The sequence below is a fragment of the Acidimicrobiales bacterium genome, assembly GCA_035540975.1.
GTDB lineage: Bacteria > Actinomycetota > Acidimicrobiia > Acidimicrobiales.
The window spans coordinates 1-22,405 of record DATLFN010000071.1; the positions used below are offsets into that span (position 1 = coordinate 1).

Sequence of the window (22,405 nt, forward strand, 5' to 3'; positions counted from 1 at the left end):
CCCCGGAGCGCCTGCGCCCACGCCCGCCCCCAGCCCGTGCTCCCCCGGTGGTCGGGGTGGAGCACCGCCCAGCCGCGGCTGGCGAAGAAGGCGAGGCGCGCGTCGAACGTCGCCCGCTTCTGGTCGGTGGGGCCGCCGTGGGCCCAAACCAGCAGCGGCGGCGGGCCGGCGGTCGGGGCGGTGCCGGGCGGCGGTCGCCAGAGCCGCCCCGGGACGACGGTCCCGTCGGGCGCCGTCCACCGGACCACCTCGGGCTCCGGGACGTCGTCGGCGAACGCGGCCACGGCCGGGTCGGGACCGGTGGCGAGGACACGCCGGGCCCCGGTGGCGGGGTCGACGGCGACGAGGGACGTGGGCGTGCGGGCGCCGGAGCGCACGCACGCCAGCGCGTCGCCCGACCACGTCAGCGACGAGTGGACGCCCCGTGCCAGCTCCCGCACGGCGCCCGTCGCCACGTCGACCACGCACAGCCGCCCGAACCCCGCCTCGTTGCGGGTGAAGGCGATGCGGCGGCCGTCGGGCGACCACGCGAACGACGCCGCACCCGGTCCCCAGGCGGGACCGCCGTGCTCGTACGGCTCGTCGACGAGCGGGCGCGGCGACGAGCCGTCGGGAGCCGCCACCCACAGGTTGCACCAGCCGGTGGCGTCCGACAGGAAGGCGAGCGCCGACCCGTCGGGCGCCCACCGCGGCTCGTGGACGGCGACCCCGTCGCCTCCGGCGACGACCGTCCGCTCGTCGCCGCCGCCGGGGCGGGCCGGGGCCACGACGATGCGGCTGGCGTCCCAGGGCATGGCCGGCACGTCCCACTCGTGCCACGCCAGGCGGGCGCCGTCGGGCGACCACGCCGGGTCGAGGGCGAAGTCGGCACGGTCGGACACGACGGCCGGCGCGCCGCCGGCGGCGGCTACCACCGTCACGGCCCGGGTGCCGGCCACGAAGGCGAGCGACGAGCCGTCGGGCGAGGCGGCCAGCGCCGCCGCGCCACCCCCCGTCCCGTCGGCCACCACCCGCGTCCCGCCGTCGCCGGCCACCGCCACGTCGCCGGCGCCGGTCACGTAGGCGACGGTGCCGTGCCGGAGCCACGCCAGCACGCCGCCCCGCCCCGCCGGCGGGGGATCGGCCGCCACGGCCCGCTCGCCGCCGCCGCCGACGGGCACGGCCACCACCCGGGCGCCCGCCTCGTCGCGGGTCACGAGGGCCACCACACCGCCGTCCGGCGAGATCCGCGGGTCGCCCAGCGAGCGCCCGCCGGCGCACGCGCCGGCGGGCAGGGGTGCGATCGCCACGGTCCACCCTGCCACGGCCGACGGCGCCACCGTCGACCTGCGCCGTCGACCGGGACGGCCGCCGGCCGGCACACGGTGCGACGACACTGGCGGCGAACCCGCCAAGGTGAGAGAATCGGTCTCGAGCGCGCTGCTCCCAGGGGGGGGTCCACATGGCCGAGCGACGGCGCGGCGGCCGATGCCGAGGGGGGCTCCTCCTTCGCAAGAGCCTGCCGCCAGCGGGTCGTGTGGCCGGTGAGGACGGCGGTCTCGGCGGGGCCCTGTGGCTGGTCCTGGTGGTGGTCGCCTTCGTCGGGGGGCTCGTGGCTCGTCCGAGCCTCGACGATCTCGTGGATGCCGACGCCCCGGTCACCACGACGACGACGACCGTCCCCCCTTCGTTCGGGAAGGTCGTACGCGACGCCACCCCGCGGGTCGTGCGGCTCGACGCGGTCGTCTGCGGTGAGGATGCGGGCCGAGGCGTGGGAACCGGCTTCCTCGCCATGGACGACAGGCATGTCGTCACGGCCGCACACGTCGTGGACGAGGCCGCGGCCATCACCGCTCGCACCACACAAGAGGTACGGACAGCGCGGGTCGTCGGCATCGACCGGACCATGGACCTCGCTCTGCTCCAGCTCGACCACCCGATCGCGGCGACGCCGTTCCCCTTCGCCGCCGAGCGGCTTCCGGAGGCCACCGAGGTGCTCGCCATCGGCTATCCGTACCGGGAGCCGCTGACGCCCACGGACGGCACCATCGGCGGCTACGACCGCAAGGAGGTGGTCGAGGACAAGGTCGTCACCGGGCTGGTCCAGACGAGTGCCGCCATCAACCCCGGCAACAGCGGCGGGCCGCTGCTCAGTGTCGACAGCCGGGTCGTGGGCATCGTGGTCGCCGGCTCGGACACCGCCCAAGGCCGCGCTTTCGCGGTGGACGCCACCAAGGCGGCACCGGTCCTCGGTCGCTGGCACGACGAGCCGGCGGCCGAGGCAGGCGCCGACTGCCCCGATCCAGTGGTACCCGAGAACAGCGTCGGCCTCGAACCCCCGGCGTCGGGCCTCATCGCGGCCGAGGTGTCCCTGGCGCTGGGGATCTACTTCGACGGGATCAACCATGGCCAGTACCACATGACGTGGCAGCAGTACAGCGAGCGAAAGAGGGCGAGCGTGCCGGTCGAGGTCCTGGCCAGACAACTCGACTCCAGTCGCGATGACGTCCACGCCGTCGCCTCGATCGTCCACCGCGACGACGGGTCCGTGGTGGCAGAGGTCGACTTCTCGAGCACGCAGGACGCAGGCAAGGGGCCGCGGCGCGCACCGGCAGAGACCTGCACGCTGTGGACCAACCACTTCGTCCTCGTACCGGAGGCGGGGCGCTGGGTCATCGACCGGATCGACCAGTCGGCGAGCGCGCCGTGCGAGTCCGACGTGTTCCCCTCGGGCCGTTCCGTCTGACCCGGTGATCAGATGACGGCGTCCTCCGTCCACCGCCCGAACACCGTCCCCAGGGCGCCGACGACCTCGCCCACGCTGGCCCGCACCCGCACGGCGGCGAGGATGGCCGGCACGAGGTTCACGTCGGGGTGGGCGGCGTCGGCCCGCACCGCGGCCAGCGCGGCGTCGACCGCGTGGGGGTCCCGCCCGGCCCGGACGGCCGCCAGGCGCTTGCGCTGGCGCTCCTCCACGTCGGCGCCGATGAGCAGGGTTGGGATGATCTCGGCGTCCCCGGAGTCGGTGAACCGGTTGACCCCCACCACCACCCGCCGGCCGGCGGCGGCCTTCTTCTCGAAGCGGTAGGCGGCATCGGCGATCTCGCCCTGGAACCACCCCGTCTCGATGGCGGCGACGACCCCGTCCAGCATGGACCCGCCTCCCATCCGCTCCAGGTGGGCGAACACGTCCTCCGCCCGGCGCTCGAGCTCGTCGGTGATCGCCTCGACGAACCACGACCCGCCCAACGGGTCGGCGACGGAGGCGACACCGGTCTCGTGGGCGATCACCTGCTGCGTGCGCAGGGCGATGCGGGCGGCCCGCTCGGTGGGCAGGGCCAGCGCCTCGTCGTAGGCGTCGGTGTGCAGGCTCTGGGTGCCGCCGAGCACGCCGGCCAGCGCCTCGATGGCGACCCGGGCCACGTTCACCTCGGGCTGCTGGGCGGTGAGCGACACGCCGGCCGTCTGGGTGTGGAAGCGCAGGCGGAGCGAGCGGTCCGACGTGGCCCCGTAGCGGTCCCGCATCCACCGGGCCCAGATGCGGCGGGCGGCGCGGTACTTGCCGATCTCCTCGAAGAAGTCGATGTGGGCGTTGAAGAAGAAGCTCAGCCGAGGGGCGAACTGCTCGACCTCCAGCCCCGACCGCAGCGCCGCCTCCACGTAGGCGAACCCGTTGGCGATGGTGAACGCCAGCTCCTGCGCCGCCGTCGAGCCCGCCTCCCGGATGTGGTACCCGGAGATCGAGATGGGGTGCCACATCGGCATCTCGGCCGACGTGAACCGGATGACGTCGGTCACCAGCCGCAGGCTGGGCCGGGGCGGGAAGATGTACTCCTTCTGGGCCTGGTACTCCTTCAGGATGTCGTTCTGGATCGTGCCGCCCAGGCGCCGCCGCTCCACCCCCGACCCCTCGGCCACGGCCACGTACATGGCGAGGAGGATGGCGGCCGGCGAGTTGATGGTCATCGACGTCGTGACCCCGCCCAGGTCGATCCCGGCGAACAGGTCCTCCATGTCGTCGAGGGTGTCGACCGCCACCCCGGCCTTGCCCACCTCGCCCAGCGCGCAGGGGTCGTCGGAGTCGCGCCCCATCAGCGTGGGCAGGTCGAAGGCGGTGGACAGGCCGTCGCCCCCGTGGCGGAGGATGTGCCGGAAGCGGGCGTTGGTCTCCACCGCCGTGCCGAAGCCGGCGAACATGCGCATCGTCCACAGCTTCGAGCGGTACATGGAGGCGTAGGGGCCCCGCGTGTACGGGAACTGCCCGGGGAACAGCCCGTCGTCGGGCCCGTAGACGGGTTCGAGCGGGACGCCGGAGATCGTCTCGAAGTCGGCGTCGCGCACCGGAGTGGCGGCGGCCGCCTCCTCCCACTCGTCGCGCGAGGTCACCTCTCCGTTGTACACGGGAAATGGAGCGTTCCGAGGCCGCCCGGCTAGGGTCGACGCCATGTCCGCAGCAGAGAAGCAGGCCCCCGACCGCAACCTCGCCCTCGAGCTGGTGAGGGTCACCGAAGCGGCAGCCCTGGCCGCCGCCCGCTGGGTCGGCAAGGGCGACAAGAACGGCGCCGACGGCGCCGCCGTGGACGCCATGCGCGTCGTCCTCCAGACGGTGTCGATGGACGGGATCATCGTCATCGGCGAGGGCGAGAAGGACGAGGCGCCCATGCTCTACAACGGCGAGAACGTGGGCGACGGCTCGCCGCCGCAGACCGACATCGCCGTCGACCCCGTGGAAGGCACCACCCTGACGTCGCTCGGCCGGGGCAACGCCCTGTCGGTGATCGCCGTCGCCGAGCGGGGCGCCATGTTCGACCCCGGCGCGTGCTTCTACATGAACAAGATCGCGGTGGGGCCGGACGCCGCCGGGTCGATCGACATCACCCGCACCCCCACCGAGAACCTGCAGAGCGTCGCCAAGGCGCTGGGCAAGTCGGTGCGGGACGTCACCGTGGTCGTGCTCGCCCGTCCCCGCCACGACGACCTCATCGCCGAGATCCGGGAAGCGGGCGCCCGCATCCGTCTCATCCAGGACGGCGACGTGGCCGGCGCCATCTCCACCGCCTGGCCGGACGCCGGGGCCGACATCCTCATGGGCATCGGCGGGACCCCCGAGGGCGTCATCTCCGCCGCCGCCCTCAAGTGCATGGGTGGGGAGCTCCAGGGCAAGCTGAACCCGCTGAACGACGAGCAGCGCCAGGCCGCCATCGAGGCGGGCGACGACCTCGACGCCGTCCTCGGCACCGACGACCTGGTCCGGGGCGACAACTGCTTCTTCGCCGCCACCGGCATCACCGACGGCGAGATGCTCCGCGGCGTCCACTACGACAGCAAGGGCGCCACCACCCAGTCACTGGTGATGCGCTCGAAGTCGGGCACCGTGCGCCGGATCGACTCCCGTCACCGCCTCGACAAGCTCCGCGAGTTCAGCGCCATCGACTTCGACTGAGTCGTCACCCCCGCGGGCCACAGGGTGAGCGTCGCCACCCAGGCATGGAAGACGGCGGCGGGGACGATCTCGGCCAGCGGCGCCACGCCGCCGCGGGACAGCCCCACCCCCAGCACGCACGCCGCCAGCTCGGCCCGCGCCAGCAGCCCCGTGGAGCGGCGGAGCGGCCCGGGGGGCTGGGCGGCGGCGAAGCGCCACATGAGCACCGGGATGGCCGCGCCCAGGGCCAGGGCGGCGACGGTGTGCACGCGCGACGCCTGGGGCCCGCCGCCCTCGATCGGCACCAGGGCGGCGACCAGCTGCGCCACCATCCCTCCCACCATGGCCGCCGTGAAGGACGCCGACGTCGGGTAGCGGTCCCGCACCCAGGCGCAGAAGGCCAGGAACAGGACCGCCGCCACCGCCAGTCCGGCACCGAACAGCTCCGCCGCCGGGGATGACGAGACGAGGTGGCTGAGCGGGCGGCGACCGAGCAGGTCGAAGCCGCCCACCACGGTGGCCGCGCCGAGCGTCACCCACAGGGTGGCCACGGCGGCCAGCCCGGTCCAGCGCAGGGCGGCGGCGTCCATGGCCCTTCTACGGAGCCGACGGGCCGATCCGGCGTCAGAACCCACCGCTGAGGTGGGTTTCTGACAGGAGAACCGTCAGCGGCGGCGGCGACCGGGCGGGGGGTCGGGCCGGAACAGGCCCAGCTGCTCGTCGCGGGCGGCGACGTCGGCCAGCGCCTCCCAGCGCACGGCGCCCCGCCGGCCGGGCCGGCACACCTCCAGGCGGTCGACGGGGATGGCGCGGGCCGCGCCCTTCTCGTCCACCAGGCCGATGCTGCCGTCGCGCTCGACCCGGGTCGCCGCGCCCTCGTGCCAGCGCCCGCCGGCGCGCCGGCGGAAGCGGACGCGCTGGCCGGGCTCGACCCCCAGGGCCCGCAGGGCGAGCACGGCCGGGTCGTCCGTCACAGCTCCCGCCGCAGGCGGGGCCCGTCGGCGACCCACCCCTTGTGGTGGAGGAACGCCTCGCCGGGGCCGCCGGCGCCGACGCACGCGACCACCGCCGAGCACCCCCGGTCGGCCGCCACCGACCCGACGGCGGCCAGGAGGTGGGAACCGACGCCCTCACGCCGGGCGCCGTGGGCCACGACGAGGCAGTGCAGCGACGCTTCCGCCCCGGCGGTCCAGCCCGTCGCCACGCCCACCACGGCGCCGTCCCGCCGGGCCGTGACGCAGAACGGCCGGCCGGCGCCGGCCAGGGCGGCGGCCTCGGCATCGGCCCCGTCGCTCACGACCAGGTCGACGGGCAGCCCGCCCCGTCCCACCACCGCGGCGGCCGCGAAGGGCGCGTCGGCCACGGGCGCCCACACCCTCCCGGGGCCCTCGCGGAGCAGGTGGGCCCGGTCGACGCGCACGGCGATCCGGTAGTCGGCCAGCGCGCCCACGGCGGCGTCGATGCGGCCCGGTGCCGCCTCGTCGGCCACCGTGACGTGCGGCACCCACGGCCAGGTGAGGGGGCGGGCCAGAGGGTCGGCGAACACGGCGTCCCGCAGGCGCCGCAGCCCCTCCGTGTCGCCGCCCACGGCCAGGTAGAGGACCGGGTTGTCGGGCAGGAACGCGGCCGGCGGGCCCAGGGTCAGCGCCAGGGGGCGGGTGGCGGCGGCGGCCGAGCGGAGGACGGCGAGAGCGTGGCCCAGCCGGTCCTCCCGCACGTTGACGGGCGGCACGAGCGTCAGGTGGGCGGGGATGCGGCCGAGGGCGCCGTCGCCCAGCGCCCGGCGCAGGCCGTCCACCTCGGCCGACACGCCGGCGGGGAGCAGGAGGGCGACGCCCAGCCGCGCCTTGGTCACCGGCCGACGTTGGCACACCCGGTTCGCCGCCGGCGACGAGGGGGACAACGACGGCATGGAACGAGAGACGGTCAAGCACGGCAGCCGGGTCGACGAGGCGATGGCCGAGGACGTGGCACCCCTGCTCCACGGCAGCGCCGCCGAGGAGTCCAGGGCCCAGGAGTCGAGGCTCCAGGAGGACCCGGGCGTGGGGCCCGGCATCCGCCCCGAGGCGCACGAGGCGCCCGGCCTCGGCATCAGCGAGGACGACGCCACCGGGCGGGCCGACCTCGCCCGCCACCTGGCGTCGGTCGCCTTCCCGGCCGGACGCGACCAGCTGGTGTTCCACGCCGTGGAGGCGTCGGCGCCGCCCCACGTGGTGGACCGCATCCGCTCCCTCGCCGCCGACGACGACTACCCCAACGTCCAGGCCGTCTGGAGCGCCCTCGGCGGCGACACCGAGGGAACCCACACGTAGAGGCGGCGGTCAGCGGCCGCCACCGCTGGTCGGCCCCGGGCCCGCCATCGACATGGCGGCCAGCACCAGCAGCGACGAGGGCACCTGCTCGAGGTCGCCCGGCAGCCAGGTCGAGCCGGTGGACGCCGCCAGGGTGTCCACCAGGGCCGGTCGGCCCACGCGCCGGCGGCGCAGTTCCTGAGCGAGCGCGGTGCAGTCGATGACCATTGGCCGGAACCTCGTCCTCACCCTCGCCCCGAGATCCTGTGGATCACAAGGGGGCAAAGGCTGTGGACGTGTGCGGGGCGACCTGTGGACCCTGACCTCGACGGCCCCGCGGCTCCGCTCGGCGGCGGGGTGCGTCAGCGGGCGCTCGGCACTTCGAGGGCGCCGGCCAGCTGCGAGCGGGCGGTGATCGCGAGCTTGCGGTAGGCGCCGCTCAGGTGGGCCTCGACCGTCTTCAGGCTCACGAACAGCGCCTGGGCGATCTCACGGTTCGCCATCCCCTCGGCGGCCATGGCCGCCACCCTCTGCTCGGTGGGCGTGAGCGCCGAGGCGCCGGCCACCGCGAAGCGCCGGGGCCGCAGCCCGCTGGCCAGGAGCTCGTCGTGCGCCCGGTCGCGCAGGGCGCGGGCGCCGCCCCGTTCGGCCAGGTCCATGGCCAGCCGGAGCGGCTCCTGGGCGTCGCTGCGGCGGCCGGAGCGGCGCAGTTCCGCGCCCAGGTCCACCAGGGCCCGGGTGTGCTCGAGGCGGGCGGGCGAACCGGCCAGGACGTCCACCGCCTCGGTCAGCCGCTCGAGCCGGCCGCCACCCTCCTCCACGACCGCGCGCGCCCGGAGGGCCACGCCGACGGCACGCCCGGCCCCGAAGGCGCGGGCGTGCCCGACCTCCTCGTCGGCCAGGCGCACCGCCTCGGCCCGCCGCCCGAGCCGGCCGAGCGATTCGGCGGCGGTGGACCGCCAGGGGGAGACGGCCGGGTTGCGCCCGCCGCCGGCCGCCTCGAAGCGGCGCCCGCACTCCAGGGCGTCGGCCAGGGCGTCGCGGGGGCGCCCCTGGGCCAGGCGCAGGCGGGCGCGGCCGTGCAGCAGGTAGTGCAGCGTGGCGGGCCCGGGGTGCTGCGCCAGCAGCCCCTCGGCCTCGTCCAGCTCGCCCCGCTCGACGAGGGCGTCGACGAGGAAGGCAAGGGCGTACGACGACGAGAAGTCCCAGGCATGGCGCCGGCAGGTGTCGTAGCCCAGGCGGGCGTCCACCTCGGCGTCGGTCACCGCCCCGCAGCGGTAGGCCAGGTGCGACCGCCACACCGACGCCAGCATGAACAGCGTCAGCGACCCCCGCTCCCGGGCCAGGGCCAACAGCTCGCTCCACGCCCGGTCCGCGTCGTGCACCCGGTCGGTGCACACCAGGGTGTTGGCCGCGTAGGCGAAGACCCACCGTCCCTCGTCGAGCAGCAGCCCGCTCGACAGCGCCCGCTCGGCCAGGACCGCCGCCTCGGCGGCCGCCACCCCTCGCTCCAGCGCGTCGAGCGCCAGGTTGGCCAGCAGCACGCACCCGGGAAGGGTGTCGGGCCCGGCCCGGTGGCGCAGCCGCTCGAGGCGGGCGAGGGCGTCGTCGCGGGTGGGGGCGTGGAGCCGGGCCACGCTGATGTAGTCGGCCTCGATGGCCAGGGCCAGCTCGGGCTCGGCCCGGCAGAGCTCTCCGATGACGCCGGCCAGCACCTCGAGCGCGGCGGCGGTGTCGGCCACACCGCCGATCACCTGGGCCAGCTCGAGGGCGATGGCCGCCCGGTGGCGCCCGTCGGTGGTGCGCTCCAGCCCCCGGCGCAGCGTCTCGAACGACGCTCGGTGCGGCACCCGCGCCTCGGCGATGCACAGCTCCACCAGAACCTCGCTGCGCACCTCGGGCGCCGGCGGCTCCGTCAGCGCCCGGTCGAGGTAGGCGGCGGCCGTCTCCGGCGCGGCGGAGGCGAGGGCCCGCGCCGCCGCGTCCCGCAGCGTGGCCACCACCTCGGGGTCCCCCGCCGGGTCGCACGCCACCAGGTGGGCGGCCAGCTGCCCGGGCGGAGCGCCGGCGGCGGCCAGCAGGGCCGCTGCCCGGCGGTGCAGCTCGCTGCGCCGGCCGTCGGGGATGTCGTCGTGGACGGCGGCTCGGACGATGGGATGGGCGAAGCGGAGGGGGCGGCCCCGGGCGACCACGCCCGCCGAGGCCAGGGCGTCGGCCGCCGCCGCCGCCCGGTCGGGGTCGACGCCGGACAGGGCGGCGACGTGGCGCAGCTCGGCACCGTCGCCCAGCACGGCGACCGCCTCGGCCACGGCCGGCGCCTCCGGCGGGAGCGCGCACATGCGGGCCAGCACGGCCCGGGCGACCGACGGCGGGGCCAACTCCCGGATGCGGGCCGCCTCACCCCGCACGGGCGCCAGCCCCCGCCGGGTGACCTCCTCCACCAGGGCGTGGACCAGGAAGGGGTTGCCGCCGGTGGCGTCGTGGCAGGCGCGGGAGAACTCGCCGTCGGGCTCGGCGGAGAGCCGGGCGGCCACGAGCCGGCCCACCGACGCCACACCGAGCGGGGCGGCGACCACCACCTCGGCCGACGGCTCGGTCAGGAGGCGGGCCAGCCCGTCGGGCCGGGCCGCCTCGCCGCCCGGGCGGACCGCCACCACGACGGCCACGGGCAGGCCCTCCAGGCGCCGGGCCAGGAAGTCGAGGAAGCGCAGGGACGGCCCGTCCCCCCACTGGGCGTCGTCCACCAGCACGACCACGGGCTGCGACTCGGCCAGGTTGGACAGCAGCCAGTACAGCCCGTGGAGCGTGGCGTGGACGTCGCGCCCGGGCGGCGGCGGCGGGGCGGTGGCCGGGTCGCACACGACGGGCAGGGCCAGGGCGGCGGCGCCGGCCACGACGCGGGACCGCTCCTCCTCGGCCAGCCCGGCCAGGGCGGGCTCGAAGAGCTGGCGGACGACGCCGAAGGCGAAGTCCCGCTCCAGCTCGACGCACCGCGCCGACAGCGCCCGCAGGCCGAGGGCCCGGGCCCGGTCGCGGGCGGCGGCGAGCAGGCTGGTCTTGCCCGCCCCTGGGCCCCCCTCGACCACGACCAGAGACGCCTCGCCGCCCGCCGCCAGCTCGAGGGCCGTCCCCAGCCGCTCGAGCTCGCCGTCCCGCTCGAGCAGCCCGCCGTGGGCAACCGTTCGCACCTGCACCTCCGCCCGGACCGGTCCGGAATGCACCAAATCCCAGGGCCGATCCTAGGGCGACACCCCGATGCGGCCGGCCCACCCGGGCGGCGACGATCGTCGCCGTTCGCCCGGGCCTCGGCGGCGGAAGGCCCGGGCGGGCGCGACGGGGGGCGGCGCGGCCGACCCCTTCGCGCGCCGGGTGGCGGCACGGCAGGCTCCGCCGAAATCCCAGGGTGGATCCGAGGGTCTCGCCCCGATGCGACCGAAGTCGGCGCAGCGGACCATGGCGACGGGCCCGCCCGCCCGGGGCGGGCCGAGGGGAGGCAGGACATGAGACACGACCACACGGGCACGGACGTGCCCGCTTCGACACCTTGCTCGCCCGGCGGCGGGCGCCGGCGCCCCACGCTCGCCTGCCTCCTCGTCGCCGCCGTGATGCTGGCGGCGCTCGGCGTCACCGGCGGCGTCGCGCCGCCTGCCGGCGCCACCCACTTCCGGGCGAACCAGATCACCTGGGAGAGGACCGGTCCCACCACCGCCGAGTTCCACCTCACGGGATCGTGGCGGATGAGCTTCTTCTTCTGGTCGGCGCCGAGCCCGGGCGCCACGTTCAGCCCGGCGTGCATCGACTTCGGCGACGGCTCGGGGCAGGAGTGCCCCACCTTCACCGTCACGTCCGCGGACGCGGCCAACGACGTGGTCTCCGGTGAGGCGATGGTGAGCCACAGCTACCCCACCACGGGGCCGTTCGTGGCGAGCATGGCCAACTGCTGCCGCCTCAGCGGGCCCCAGCACGTGAACAACCCGGACGGGAGCGTGCGGTTCGAGGCGCTCGTCGACCTCGCCGCCACGTCGGCCAGCCCGGTCAGCCTGGTCTCGCCCATCGTGGACTGCCCCGTCGACGCCGTGTGCCAGTTCACCGTGCCGGCCCACGACCCCGACGGGCAGGCCCTGCGCTGGCGCCTGGCCACCGACGTCGAGGCCGGCGGGTTCAGCGGCGGGTTCGCCCAGCCCGGCCCGCCGCACGCCACCAACGCGGCGGCCGTCGATCCCGCGTCGGGGCTTTACTCGTGGGACACCACGGGCGCCACCCTGAACACCTCCGGCGGGGACACCTTCTACTCGACGCAGGTCGTGGTCGAGAACGTGGTCGGCTCCGGCGTGGTGTCCCGGATCCCGGTCGACTTCTTCATCCGCCTCAGCACGTCGCCCAACCAGGCGCCGGTGTTCACCTCTCCGACTCCCGCTGACGGCACGGTCATCAACGCCTCGGTGGGCGCGCCCGTCACCTTCGGCACGGCCGCCACCGACCCCGACAGCGGCGACACCGTGACGCTGGCCGTGCTGGGCGCACCCGCCGGTGCGACGCACACCACGACCCCCGCCAACCCGGCGACCGGCAGCTTCTCCTGGACGCCGTCGGCCACGGGGACCGTGCTGCTCACCCTGACCGCCCGGGACCAGCACGGCCTCGGTGCCACCCAGCGGTCGGTCACGATCGTGGTGTCGCAGCCGCAGGCGCCGACCTCCGTCGCCTACACCGGCGGCGCCAGCGTGCAGTACTCGGACCCGGTGACAGTGTCGGGCCGCCTGGTGGACGCCTCGGTCGTCCCGAACGCCCCGCTGGCGGGCAAGACGCTGGGCTTCATGCTCGGCAGCCAGGCGGCGTCGGCCGGGCCCACGGACGCCAACGGCGATGCCTCCACGGCGCTCACCGTCACCCAGCAGCCGGGCTCGGCCACCACGGTCGGGACCAGCTTCGCCGGGGACGCCGCCCACCTGGCGTCGGCCGACGGCGACCCGTTCTCCATCACGAGGGAGGACTGCACCATCGACTACACGGGCGACACGCTGGTGGCGCCGCTGGCCAACACCACGCTGGCCGCCCAGCTGGGCGAGCCCGACACCAGCCTCGGCGACCTCACCGGCAAGGCGGTCACGTTCACGCTGACCAGCTCCTCCGGCGCCGTCGCCACCCACACCGCCGTCACCGGCGCCACCGGGGCGGCGTCCACGTCGGTCCCGCTGCCCGCCGACGTGTACGGCGTGGTGGCCGGCTTCGCCGGCGACGACTGGTACACCGGCTGCGCGTCGCCCGCCGCTCCCGCCGACACCCTGGTGACCGTGCAGGCGGCGGCGGCCAAGGTGACGGGCGGCGGGTGGTTCACCAGCTCCACCGCCTACCGGACCAGCTTCGGCCTCAACCTCGTCCCCCAGGCGGGCGGGCTGTTCAAGGGCCAGCTGCAGCTCCGCACCAACAACGGCAAGGGCAGGTTCCACGGGGACACGGCGAACGCCGTGGTGACCCTCGCCGCCAACAAGGTGAGCTGGAAGGGGACCGGGAAGTGGCAGGGCGCGCCCGGGTACACCTTCGAGGTCACGGTGGTGGACAACGGGTCGTCGGGCTCGAAGAAGGGCGACACCATCGCCGTGAAGGTGTACCAGACGTCCAACCCCGGCAACGTCGTGTACACCTCGGGCGGCGACAAGCCCCTGAAGGGCGGGAACCTCACCGTCCACTGAGCGACCGCTCGGGGGTGGGGGCGGCAGGGGGGCGGCACCTGCCGCCCCCCTGCTCCGCGCGCCGCCGGTCCCCCGCCCGGGCAGATCCCAGGGGCCAAATTCGAGGGTGCACATAAGGGCTGGCCTCCGATGCCGACGAGACGGCCAGCGCCCACCATCACCGTGAGCCGCCCGACCGGGCGGAGTTCGCGAATGGAGGCGGGGATGGGACACGCAGGGCAGCTGACAAATGCGGCAGGGCCAGCAGGGCCGGGCCGGACGACGAAGAGGCGAACCGCGCTCGTGGTACTGGCCTCGCTGTTCTCGGCACTGGCCGCCCTGGTGGGGTCGGCGGGTCCCGCTTCGGCGTCCACGATCACCTCGCCGGGGCCATTGACCAACATCACCATCAGCCCCGACCTGAACTGCGCCGTGAACCACGTGCAGGACAGCGCCGGTGAGTTCTACGGTGACACCGCCTGCGGCACCCTGCTCGCCACGGGAGGCACGCTGTTCGGCCCCGCCTCCATCCCGGCCGGGGGAGGCGCATCCCCCCGCACCGGTTTCACCCCGGTCAGCCAGGCGAGCGGGGGGAGCGGCACGAGCGCCGACCCCTTCACGATCGTCACCGTCGTCGACGCCGGCACCACGGGCGTTCGTCTCACCCAGACCGACAGCTACGTGGTCGGCCAGGAGTCCTACCGAACCGACACCCAGGTCACCAACACCGGCGCCGCCCCCCTGAGCGCGGTGCTTTACAAGGCCGGGGACTGCTACCTCCAGAACTCCGACCTGGGCTTCGGCGCCTACGACGCCGCCACCGGCGCCGTGTCGTGCGTGGCGGGTGTCGACGACGGCACCGGCACCGTCGTCCCCGGATCGCGGATCGAGCAGTTCTTCCCGTTGACCCCGGGCAGCAGCTACCTCGAGTCCTACTACAGCAGCGTGTGGGGCGCGGTGGGGACGCAACAGCCCCTGCCCAACCTGTGCGACCAGTGCGCCGACTACGTGGACAACGGCATCGGGCTCAGCTGGAGCCTCAGCCTTGCGCCGGGAGCCTCGGCCGTCGTCTCCCACTTCACCACGTTCTCGCCGCTCGGGATCGTCCCCCTGACCACCACCAAGACCGCTGACAGCGCCACGGCCGCGCCGGGCGCGGCCGGCGGCTACACGATCACGGTCGCCAACCCGAACGCCACCCAGGTGACGCTCGACTCGATCATCGACACGCTCCCGCCCGGATTCTCCTACACCGCAGGCTCGTCCACGGGAGCCACGACCGCCGACCCGGTGGTGAGCGGCCAGGACCTCACCTGGTCGGGACCGTTGAGCGTGCCGGCCGGGAGCAGCCTCTCGCTGCACTTCGCCGTCACCGTCTCGGCCACCCCGGGCACCTACCTCAACCACGCCGGCGCCACGTCCACCTCGGTCGCGGTGGCGCCCACCGGCCCGACCGCCCAGATCACGGTCTCGGGCGCCCCGCCCAACACCGCCCCCTCGGTGGAGGCCGGCGGTCCCTACGCCGGACCCGAGGGCGCATCGGTCGCCCTCGACGCCACCGTGGGCGACCCCGACGCCGCCGACACGGTGACGTCCACGTGGTCGTGGACGCCGGGGGCGGGCGTCGACTCCGGCGCGGCGTGCAGCTTCGCCGACGCCTCGGCCGTGGACACCTCGGTCACCTGCACCGACGACGGCTCCTACGCCCTCACGCTGTCGGCCAGCGACGGAGGCCCGGCCGTGACCGACACGGCCGTGCTCACCGTGGGCAACGCCGATCCCACCGTGGCCGTCAGCGCCCCGGCGGACATGTCGCTGCACCTGGTCGGCTCGACGGTGACGCTCACCGCCACCTTCGCCGACGCCGGGGCCAACGACACCCACACCTGTTCGATCGACTGGGGCGACGGCAGCGTCGAGGCCGGGACCATCGGGGCCGGCACATGCTCGGGCAGCCACGCCTACTCGTCCATCGCCACGCCCACCATCTCGGTGAGCGTGAGCGACGACGACGGCGGGACCGGCTCGGCCGATGTGGTGGTGGTCATCTTCGACCGGGCCACCAAGGTCACCGGCGGTGGCTTCGTGGTCGGCGACGGGCCCACCTCGTTCGGCTTCGTGGCCAAGCAGGCGCCCGACGGCACCCTGAGCGGCCAGGTCCAGGTGCGGGCCCCCGGGAAGCACCGCTTCCACGGCGACACCGTCACCACCATGGCGTCGTCGGCCAACACCGCCCAGTGGGGCGGCGCCGGCCGCTGGGACGGCGTCGGCGGCCACACATACGAGGTGTCGGTGGTCGACAACCGCAACGGCGGCGGCAGGAAGGGCACGGCCGACACCATCCACATCGTGGTGCGCGACGCCACCGGCGCCGTGGTGCTCGACGTGTCCGGCCCGCTCCAGGGCGGCAACCTCACCGTGCACCGCTGAGGGGCCGGCCCCCGACGAGGAACGGCCCGCGGGGCCGGCGGCAACGGCGCCGCCGGCCCTTCCGGTCGACCGGCGGGCGACGGCGTGGTAGTGATCCCGCCCTGGACGCCGACGAAAGGAGGTCCCATGGTCGGCAACCTGGCCGCCCACCGGCACCCGTCGCCGCCCGAGCCGCCGGCGGCGCGGGCGCTGGTGGCGACCGGCCCGGAGACGGCGGCCACGATGACCCTCGAGGTGACACCCGAGCAGCTCGACGCCCTCCTGGCCCAGTCGGACCCCGCCCGCCGCCACACACCGACCGACCTCGTCGTCACGGTCGACGGCAGGGCGGTGGGCGTGTTCCGGGTGGTGGCGTCCCTGCTCGGCCCGGCCCCGCCGGCGCCGGGAAAGGGCGCGGCATGAGCGTGCTGTCGGTGCCCCGCCTCTTCTTCAGGGGCGAGGCGTCGTGGAACCCGGCCACGCTCAACAACAACGACCAGTGGGAGACGGTCGACGTGGTGGGGGCCGAGCTCAACTGGAGCTACCTCGAAAGCCAGGCCCCGCCCATCACGAGGGCCAACGCCCGCCTGCGGTTCCCCGAGTGGGCCCGCACCCTCCGGTGGTACCAGGGTGAGCAGGGTGGCTGGTACCAGCCGCCGGCCGAGTGGAACTACTACGGCGGCAACGAGGTGGCGCTGCACACGGCCTCGGCCCGCACGGTGGTCACCGGCACCCAGCTCGACTACGGCGTGCCCGTCCTCGGCGACCACGCCGAGGAGGCGCTGGTGGGGGCCTACGTCGACGTGGCCGGCGACTCGTACCCGGGCTCGGCGTTCGCCGGCGCCGCCCGCGTCGTCGACGTCAACCCCGATTCGTTCTGGAGCACCTGCGTGTTCCTGCGCCGGGTCCAGATCGGCGACGACTCGGCGCCCGGCGCGCTGCTCGACGGCGAGGTGGAGCCGGGCACGTTCATGACGTCTGCATGGTTGAACCTGGAGCGCAACCTGAACGGGTGCCGGGACCTGGAGCTGGCCGCCGTGGGGGGCGCCGTGTTCCAGGCGTGCCTTCCCAAAGGGGACACCCTCCGCCTGCCGCCTCCCACGTCCTCGCCGTGGGCCGCCCGGGTGGAGCGCGAGCTGGGACGGCCCGAGGTGAAGGGGCTCATGGTGCGCATGTCGGTGTACCTGACCCGCTACTTCCAGGGGGAGGCGTTCCAGGACTGCCAGGGCCGCTCCGCCCGCTACACCCGGCTCTGCCAGCTGTGGGACGAGCAGCTGGCCGAGGGCTGGGAGCCGGGGCAGAACCCGGCCGTGTCCCGGGTCCTCGGCACCGTGGGGCTGTGGATCAAGGGCGAGCCGGCCGGCGTACCCACCGGCCGGCTCCTCACCCCGCGGGCCCGGGCGGCGGTGGAGGGGCCGGCGCCGCTCGGCCCGGCCGTGGTCGAGGTGCACGCCGCGGAGCGGGTGGTCAGCGTCGACCTGGGCGCCACCGTCGCAGAACGGGACGGCTCGGGCGCCAAGGCCGACTTGGGCCCGCTGAGCCTGGTGCTGGAGGGCGACGGCGCCCCGCCGGTGGTCCTCGCCACCCTCGAGCACGCCGACTACGCCGCCGAGCGGTACGAGGCCACGGCGGGGATCGTCGACCGCCGGCTCCCCGACGGGGTGGACGGGAACGCCGTCGCCGCCGGCACCCTGCGCCTCGTCCCCGCCGCCCCGGCCGCGGCTCTGGAGGAGGAGCCCCTCACCGCCCACCCCTCGCCGCGGGGCGTGTGGCTCGACGCGGGACGAACGGCCACGGTGGTGGTGGACGTCCGCCACAAGGGAGAGGTGCCGGGGACGCCGGTTCGCCTGCGGCTGGCCCAGTACCTGCCCGAGCCGCCCCCGCCGTGCCCCGGCCCCCGGTGCTGGGTCGTGGCCACGGGGGCGTCCGCGGTCGTTGCCCTCCCCGATGCCGACCTGGTCGTGCCTCCGGGCCAGGCGCGGGCCGAGGTGTGCCTCACGCCGCTGCGGCCCGGCTTCGCCACCGTGGCCGTCCTGCCCTACGCCGAGAGCGAGGAGCGCCCCGACCCGCCCCCGGTCATCCAGCCCCTGTTGCCGGAGGAGGGGGCCACCCGGTGGACGACGACCACCGCCTTCTTCTGGACGGTGCGGGTGCTGCCCTTCGACGGGGAGCTGCCGGGCCGGTTCCAGGAGCTGGCCGGCGACCGGAAGAAGGCGTGGGACTTCCTGTACGAGCACGTGCTCTCCTACTACGACGCCGTCTACCCGGCCATGCGGTACGCCGCCCGGCTCGACCTCGGCGACCGCGACACCGTCGACCGCAACATCGGGCGCATCACCGACCTGGTCGACCACCCGATCGACTCGACGGTGCGCATGCCGGTCACCCGGGAGCTGTCGGCGGGCAAGCGGGAGGTCATCCGCCTGTACCGGGACCTGGTGGCGCCTCCGGGGGCGGGCGCGCCGTGAGCGAGGCCGTCAACGGCGACGCCGAGGTAGGGCGGGTCGGCGGCTGCGCCGTGGTGGCGGCGGGCGCGACCACCGGCAGCCGCCTCCTGGCCTCGGCCGACGCCTTCGTGGAGCGCATGAGCCCCTTCGACCGCCAGGTGCGCCTCAACGTCCCGGCCGGCGCCCTCACCGTGACCCGGGAGGCGTACCTCGCCTTCGCCGGTGCCCAGGCCATGGACTGGGCGCCCGCCGAGGTCGACGCCCTCGGCCGGGTGGTGGCCGACGTGGGCGCCCTGCTGTCCCGTTGGGACGTGGCGCTGCCGGCGACCGTCCACCTGGTGCGCACCACCGGGCGGGAGGAGGGCCACGCCGCCTACACCCGGGGCGACGGCGTCGTCGCCCTGCCCGCCGCCAAGGTCGCCAGCCTCGCCCCCGGCGCCGTGCCCGGCAGCCCCCGCTACCCCCGGGCCGACGAGCGGCGCCTGGCCGACCTGGTCGTCCACGAGCTGTTCCACCTCGTCTCCAAGCACGACCCGGCCCGGCGCCGGGCGCTGTACGCGCTGGTGGGCTACCGCCAGCTCGACCACGAGGTCGAGCTCCCGGCCGTGCCGTGGCCGGCACCGGAGTCGCCCGCCCTGCTCCCCGACCTGCGCATCACCAACCCCGACGCCCCGGCCCTGGACGTGTGCATCAGCATGCGCGTGCCCGAGGGACCGTCACGATCGGCCGAGGGCGGCGTGGAGCGGTGGCTGGCGCCCGTGCTGGTGGCCCCGGGGCCCTACGTGGGCGGCGACCTGTTCGACCACGTGCGGTGGTGGTTCCTGGCGGTCGAGCCGGGGGCGGCGGGCCGGTGGAAGGCGGTGGTCGGCGACGACGGGCGGCCCCTGGCCCACCGCATGGACGACGCCTCGCCCCTGTGGCCGCAGTACCGGGCCCTGGTGGGGGGCAACGCCACCGGCCAGCTGTTCCACCCCGAGGAGATCGTGGCCGAGAACGTGGTGGCCCTGGCCCGGCTGCCCTCCCTGGGCGTCCTCGCCGGCATCGAGGCCGAGCTGGCCGGGGCGCCCCCGGCCGCCGGCGGGTCGGCCCCGTGACCCCGCCGCCCATCGCTTCCCTGGAGAAGCTGCACGAGGCCCTCCAGGCGGCCGTGGAGCTGGAGCTGGCCATCATCCCGCCCTACCTGTGCGCGTGGTGGACCATCCGCGACGGGGGGTCGCGGCCGGCCCACCTGGTCGCCGAGGTGGCCGTCGACGAGATGCGCCACCTGGCCGTGGCCGCCAACACCCTGGTCGCCACCGGCGGGCAACCCGACCTTCGCCCGCCGTGCTCGTACCCGGCGCAGCTCCGCGTCGGCGGCGAGCCCGCGGAGCTGTCTCTGCTCCCCTTCGGCGACGCCTTCGTGGAGCAGGCCCGCCGCCTCGAGCGCCCGGCGCCGGTGCCCGAGGGCCTCCTGACCGCGCCGCCGCCCGGCGTGCGGCTGCTGGCCATGGGCGAGCACTACGGCAGCGTGGGCGCGTTCTACCAGGCCATCGTGGAGGGGATCGAGCGCCTCGTGGACGAGCGGGGGGAGGCCTGCGTGTTCCCCGGCAGGGGCCGCACCGAGCGCCAGTGCCGGTGGTTCGGGAACCAGGACATCGCGGTGCCGGGCGCCGCCGCCGCCCTCCGCCACCTCGGCGACCTCATCGTGGAGGGCGAGGGCGAGGTCCTCGGCGTGTGCGAGAGCGGCAGCGTGGCCCACTACTACCGGTTCGAGGGGATGCAGCAGGGGCGGGAGTACCGCTGCGGGGACGCCCCGGGCAGGCCGACGGGCCCCTCCCTGCCGTGCCCGGCCGACGTCGAGGTGGTGCCCATGGTGCGGGACCCCCGGATGGGCGACTACGAGCCTCGGCCGCGCCTGCACCGCGATGCCGCCGCCTTCAACGCCGCGTTCACGGCCGTGCTCGGCGACCTCGACGCCGGGTTCGACGGGGAGCCCGCCAAGGTGACGGCGGCGGTGGGGCGCATGCTCCAGCTCCGGGAGGCGGCCGGGCGCGTGCTCCGCCACCCCCACCCCTGCGGCGACGGGCGGGCCGGGCCCACCTTCGAGAAGCCGCCGGCGTGACGCCGGGGCCCTCCCCCCGCCGCCGGCGCGTCGAGCGCCTGGTGGACGAGGCGGAGCGGGCCCGGGGCCGGCGCCTCCTTGCCCGTGGGGCTTCCTGGCGGTCGCCGCCAGCCGGCCCGTCCCCCTGCTGGCCGAGACGGTGGCGGTCACCACGGGCAGCCTGCGACTCCCCGTGCTGCGGGCGCTGGCGGCGGCCGGCGCGTCGGCCGCTCGCGCCCTCGGCTGACGGCGCGTCAGCGGCTCTCGGCCAGCTCCAGGCGGACCTCGGCCCGGCGCAGCCGGCGCTCGGCCTCGGCCCTCTCGTCGTCGGACGCCTCCTTCACCGCCCGGTCGGCCTCGTCGCGGGCGCGGCGGGCCCGTTCGGCGTCGATCTGGTCGGGCAGCTCGGCCACGTCGGAGAGGATGATGACCCGGTTGTCCTTGACCTCGACGAACCCCTCGTGCACGGCCGCCTTGAGGACGTCGCCGCCCTCCTGGTGGACCCGCACGACGGCGATGCCGAGGGCGCCCAGGAACGGGGCGTGGCCGGTCATGAAGGCGATCTCGCCCCCCGCCGTGCGGCACACGACCATCGACGCCTCGCCCGAGAACAGGATCCGCTCGGGCGACACCAGCTCCACCTGGAGTGCCATGGCTACGAGGAGATCTCCTTGGCCTTGGCCCGGGCCGAGTCGGCGTCGCCCACGTTGAGGAAGGCCTGCTCGGGCAGGTCGTCCAGCTCGCCGTCGACCAGGGCGGCGAAGCTCTCCACCGTGTCGGCCACCGGCACGTAGACGCCCTCGAGGCCGGTGAACACCTGCCCCACGAAGAACGGCTGGGACAGGAAGCGCTGGATGCGCCGGGCCCGGGAGACGATGATCTTGTCCTCCTCGGCTAGCTCGTCGAGGCCGAGGATGGCGATGATGTCCTGGAGCTCCTTGTAGCGCTGGAGCGTCTTCTTCACCCGCTGGGCCACGTCGTAGTGGCGCTGGCCCACGACCTCGGGGGTGAGGATGGTGGAGCTGGACGACAGCGGGTCCACCGCCGGGTAGATGCCCTGGGCGGCGATGTCGCGGCTCAGCTCGGTGGTGGCGTCGAGATGGGTGAAGGTGGTGAACGGCGCCGGGTCGGTGTAGTCGTCGGCCGGCACGTACACGGCCTGGAGCGACGTGATCGACCGGCCCCGGGTGGAGGTGATGCGCTCCTGGAGCTCGCCCATCTCGTCGGCCAGCGTGGGCTGGTAACCCACGGCCGAGGGCATGCGCCCGAGCAGCGTCGACACCTCGGAACCGGCCTGGGTGAACCGGAAGATGTTGTCGATGAACAGCAGCACGTCCTGGTTCTGCACGTCGCGGAAGTACTCGGCCATGGTGAGCGCCGAGAGGGCGACGCGCAGCCGCACGCCCGGCGGCTCGTCCATCTGGCCGTAGACCAGCGCCGTGTTGGCGATGACGCCCGACTCCTGCATCTCCAGCCAGAGGTCGTTGCCCTCACGCGTGCGCTCGCCCACGCCGGCGAACACCGACACGCCGCCGTGCTGGCGGGCGACGCGGATGATCATCTCCTGGATCATCACGGTCTTGCCCACCCCCGCCCCGCCGAACAGGCCGATCTTGCCGCCCAGGCGATAGGGCTCGAGCAGGTCGACGACCTTGAGGCCGGTCTCGAACATCTTGGTCTCGGGGTCGAGGTCGGCGAAGGCGGGCGCCGGCCGGTGGATCTCCCACCGCTCGTCGAGCCCCTCGATGGGCTTGCCCCGGGTGTCGAGCGGCTCGCCGATCACGTTGAACACGTGCCCCAGCGTGGCCTGGCCGACGGGCACGGTGAGGCCGCGGCCGAGGTTGCGGACGACGGTGCCCCGCTTGAGGCCGTCGGTCGGCTTGAGGCAGATGGCCCGCACCCGGCTCTGGCCGATGTGCTGGGCGACCTCACCGGTGATGGTGATCGTCCCGTCGTCGGTCTCGACGTCGAACTCGATGGCCCCGTTGATCTCGGGCAGCTCCCCGGGCGGGAACTCCACGTCGACGACAGGGCCGATGACGGTGACGATCCGCCCCTCCTTGGTCGTCTGCTCCTGTGCTTCGGTGACAGCCATCGCGCTCCTT

18 protein-coding genes are annotated in these 22,405 nt (G+C 75.2%); 9 read left to right on the forward strand and 9 right to left on the reverse strand.

The genetic code is table 11. The annotated features are described in order from the left end of the window. Nucleotides 1-1,289, reverse strand: a 1,289-nt coding sequence (locus VM242_08575) for a hypothetical protein (protein HVM05213.1), incomplete at its 3' end; no start/stop codon positions are given. Between the two features lie 227 nt (nucleotides 1,290-1,516). On the opposite strand from VM242_08575, the gene VM242_08580 reads away from it, so the two are divergent. Further along, nucleotides 1,517-2,725 (forward strand): S1C family serine protease, encoded by a 1,209-nt coding sequence (locus VM242_08580; protein ID HVM05214.1) that lies wholly within the window; start codon nucleotides 1,517-1,519, stop codon nucleotides 2,723-2,725. An 8-nt stretch (nucleotides 2,726-2,733) separates the two neighbouring features. Here the strand turns inward: VM242_08580 and VM242_08585 are convergent, their stop codons facing one another. Next, on the reverse strand, nucleotides 2,734-4,365 hold the full coding sequence (locus tag VM242_08585; GenBank protein ID HVM05215.1) for a methylmalonyl-CoA mutase family protein: 1,632 nt from the start codon (nucleotides 4,363-4,365) through the stop codon (nucleotides 2,734-2,736). Between the two features lie 58 nt (nucleotides 4,366-4,423). Here VM242_08585 and glpX point away from each other — a divergent pair, with 58 nt between their 5' ends. Continuing rightward, nucleotides 4,424-5,422, forward strand: a complete 999-nt coding sequence (gene glpX / locus VM242_08590) for a class II fructose-bisphosphatase (protein ID HVM05216.1) — start codon at nucleotides 4,424-4,426, stop codon at nucleotides 5,420-5,422. Here the strand turns inward: glpX and VM242_08595 are convergent. From VM242_08595 to VM242_08605, 3 genes are all read right to left on the reverse strand, one after another. Continuing rightward, nucleotides 5,374-5,991 carry a hypothetical protein gene (locus VM242_08595; GenBank protein ID HVM05217.1) on the reverse strand — a complete coding sequence of 206 codons (618 nt, stop codon included), beginning with the start codon at nucleotides 5,989-5,991 and terminating at the stop codon, nucleotides 5,374-5,376. The genes glpX and VM242_08595 overlap by 49 nt on opposite strands. Nucleotides 5,992-6,066: 75 nt before the next feature. Beyond that, nucleotides 6,067-6,375, reverse strand: coding sequence for a hypothetical protein (locus tag VM242_08600; protein HVM05218.1), 309 nt, complete (start codon nucleotides 6,373-6,375; stop codon nucleotides 6,067-6,069). After that, complete coding sequence (locus VM242_08605; GenBank protein ID HVM05219.1) at nucleotides 6,372-7,256, reverse strand: GNAT family N-acetyltransferase; 885 nt, start codon at nucleotides 7,254-7,256, stop codon at nucleotides 6,372-6,374. The genes VM242_08600 and VM242_08605 overlap by 4 nt, the downstream gene beginning before the upstream one ends. Before the next feature lie 55 nt (nucleotides 7,257-7,311). Here VM242_08605 and VM242_08610 point away from each other — a divergent pair, with 55 nt between their 5' ends. Continuing rightward, the gene (locus tag VM242_08610) at nucleotides 7,312-7,713 is read left to right on the forward strand and encodes a DUF2795 domain-containing protein (protein HVM05220.1); all 402 of its coding nucleotides are present in this window, start codon (nucleotides 7,312-7,314) and stop codon (nucleotides 7,711-7,713) included. 9 nt (nucleotides 7,714-7,722) lie between these two features. Here VM242_08610 and VM242_08615 read toward each other — a convergent pair whose 3' ends face one another. Together VM242_08615 and VM242_08620 are read right to left on the reverse strand one after the other, a co-directional pair. Beyond that, nucleotides 7,723-7,920 (reverse strand): hypothetical protein, encoded by a 198-nt coding sequence (locus VM242_08615; GenBank protein HVM05221.1) that lies wholly within the window; start codon nucleotides 7,918-7,920, stop codon nucleotides 7,723-7,725. Nucleotides 7,921-8,054: 134 nt separating this feature from the next. Beyond that, nucleotides 8,055-10,880: an AAA family ATPase gene (locus VM242_08620; protein ID HVM05222.1), complete on the reverse strand. Its 2,826-nt coding sequence runs from the start codon at nucleotides 10,878-10,880 to the stop codon at nucleotides 8,055-8,057. A 312-nt stretch (nucleotides 10,881-11,192) separates the two neighbouring features. Here VM242_08620 and VM242_08625 point away from each other — a divergent pair, with 312 nt between their 5' ends. The 6 genes from VM242_08625 (at nucleotide 11,193) to VM242_08650 (ending at nucleotide 20,321) form a co-directional block, all read left to right on the forward strand. Continuing rightward, nucleotides 11,193-13,385 carry a post-COAP-1 domain-containing protein gene (locus VM242_08625; protein ID HVM05223.1) on the forward strand — a complete coding sequence of 731 codons (2,193 nt, stop codon included), beginning with the start codon at nucleotides 11,193-11,195 and terminating at the stop codon, nucleotides 13,383-13,385. A 282-nt stretch (nucleotides 13,386-13,667) separates the two neighbouring features. Continuing rightward, complete coding sequence (locus VM242_08630) at nucleotides 13,668-15,794, forward strand: hypothetical protein (GenBank protein ID HVM05224.1); 2,127 nt, start codon at nucleotides 13,668-13,670, stop codon at nucleotides 15,792-15,794. 126 nt (nucleotides 15,795-15,920) lie between these two features. Then, nucleotides 15,921-16,196, forward strand: coding sequence for a hypothetical protein (locus VM242_08635; GenBank protein ID HVM05225.1), 276 nt, complete (start codon nucleotides 15,921-15,923; stop codon nucleotides 16,194-16,196). Continuing rightward, nucleotides 16,193-18,241 carry a hypothetical protein gene (locus tag VM242_08640; protein ID HVM05226.1) on the forward strand — a complete coding sequence of 683 codons (2,049 nt, stop codon included), beginning with the start codon at nucleotides 16,193-16,195 and terminating at the stop codon, nucleotides 18,239-18,241. Before VM242_08635 ends, VM242_08640 begins: the two co-directional genes overlap by 4 nt. After that, on the forward strand, nucleotides 18,238-19,314 hold the full coding sequence (locus tag VM242_08645; GenBank protein ID HVM05227.1) for a hypothetical protein: 1,077 nt from the start codon (nucleotides 18,238-18,240) through the stop codon (nucleotides 19,312-19,314). The genes VM242_08640 and VM242_08645 overlap by 4 nt, the downstream gene beginning before the upstream one ends. After that, entirely contained in the window at nucleotides 19,311-20,321 is a 1,011-nt protein-coding gene (locus VM242_08650) for a ferritin-like protein (GenBank protein ID HVM05228.1), read from the forward strand. The genes VM242_08645 and VM242_08650 overlap by 4 nt, the downstream gene beginning before the upstream one ends. 233 nt (nucleotides 20,322-20,554) lie before the next feature. Here VM242_08650 and atpC read toward each other — a convergent pair whose 3' ends face one another. Then, nucleotides 20,555-20,953: an ATP synthase F1 subunit epsilon gene (gene atpC / locus VM242_08655; protein HVM05229.1), complete on the reverse strand. Its 399-nt coding sequence runs from the start codon at nucleotides 20,951-20,953 to the stop codon at nucleotides 20,555-20,557. 2 nt (nucleotides 20,954-20,955) lie between these two features. Then, the gene (gene atpD, locus VM242_08660) at nucleotides 20,956-22,395 is read right to left on the reverse strand and encodes a F0F1 ATP synthase subunit beta (GenBank protein HVM05230.1); all 1,440 of its coding nucleotides are present in this window, start codon (nucleotides 22,393-22,395) and stop codon (nucleotides 20,956-20,958) included. Nucleotides 22,396-22,405: the final 10 nt, after the last annotated feature.

Excerpts from the sequence above, each read along its gene's own strand:
- glpX (HVM05216.1), top strand. The coding sequence starts at position 4,424 with ATGTCCGCAGCAGAGAAGCAGGCCCCCGACCGCAACCTCGCCCTCGAG.
- VM242_08595 (HVM05217.1), bottom strand. The coding sequence starts at position 5,991 with ATGGACGCCGCCGCCCTGCGCTGGACCGGGCTGGCCGCCGTGGCCACC.
- VM242_08610 (HVM05220.1), top strand. The coding sequence starts at position 7,312 with ATGGAACGAGAGACGGTCAAGCACGGCAGCCGGGTCGACGAGGCGATG.
- VM242_08615 (HVM05221.1), bottom strand. The coding sequence starts at position 7,920 with ATGGTCATCGACTGCACCGCGCTCGCTCAGGAACTGCGCCGCCGGCGC.
- VM242_08625 (HVM05223.1), top strand. The coding sequence starts at position 11,193 with ATGAGACACGACCACACGGGCACGGACGTGCCCGCTTCGACACCTTGC.
- VM242_08635 (HVM05225.1), top strand. The coding sequence starts at position 15,921 with ATGGTCGGCAACCTGGCCGCCCACCGGCACCCGTCGCCGCCCGAGCCG.
- VM242_08640 (HVM05226.1), top strand. The coding sequence starts at position 16,193 with ATGAGCGTGCTGTCGGTGCCCCGCCTCTTCTTCAGGGGCGAGGCGTCG.
- atpC (HVM05229.1), bottom strand. The coding sequence starts at position 20,953 with ATGGCACTCCAGGTGGAGCTGGTGTCGCCCGAGCGGATCCTGTTCTCG.
- atpD (HVM05230.1), bottom strand. The coding sequence starts at position 22,395 with ATGGCTGTCACCGAAGCACAGGAGCAGACGACCAAGGAGGGGCGGATC.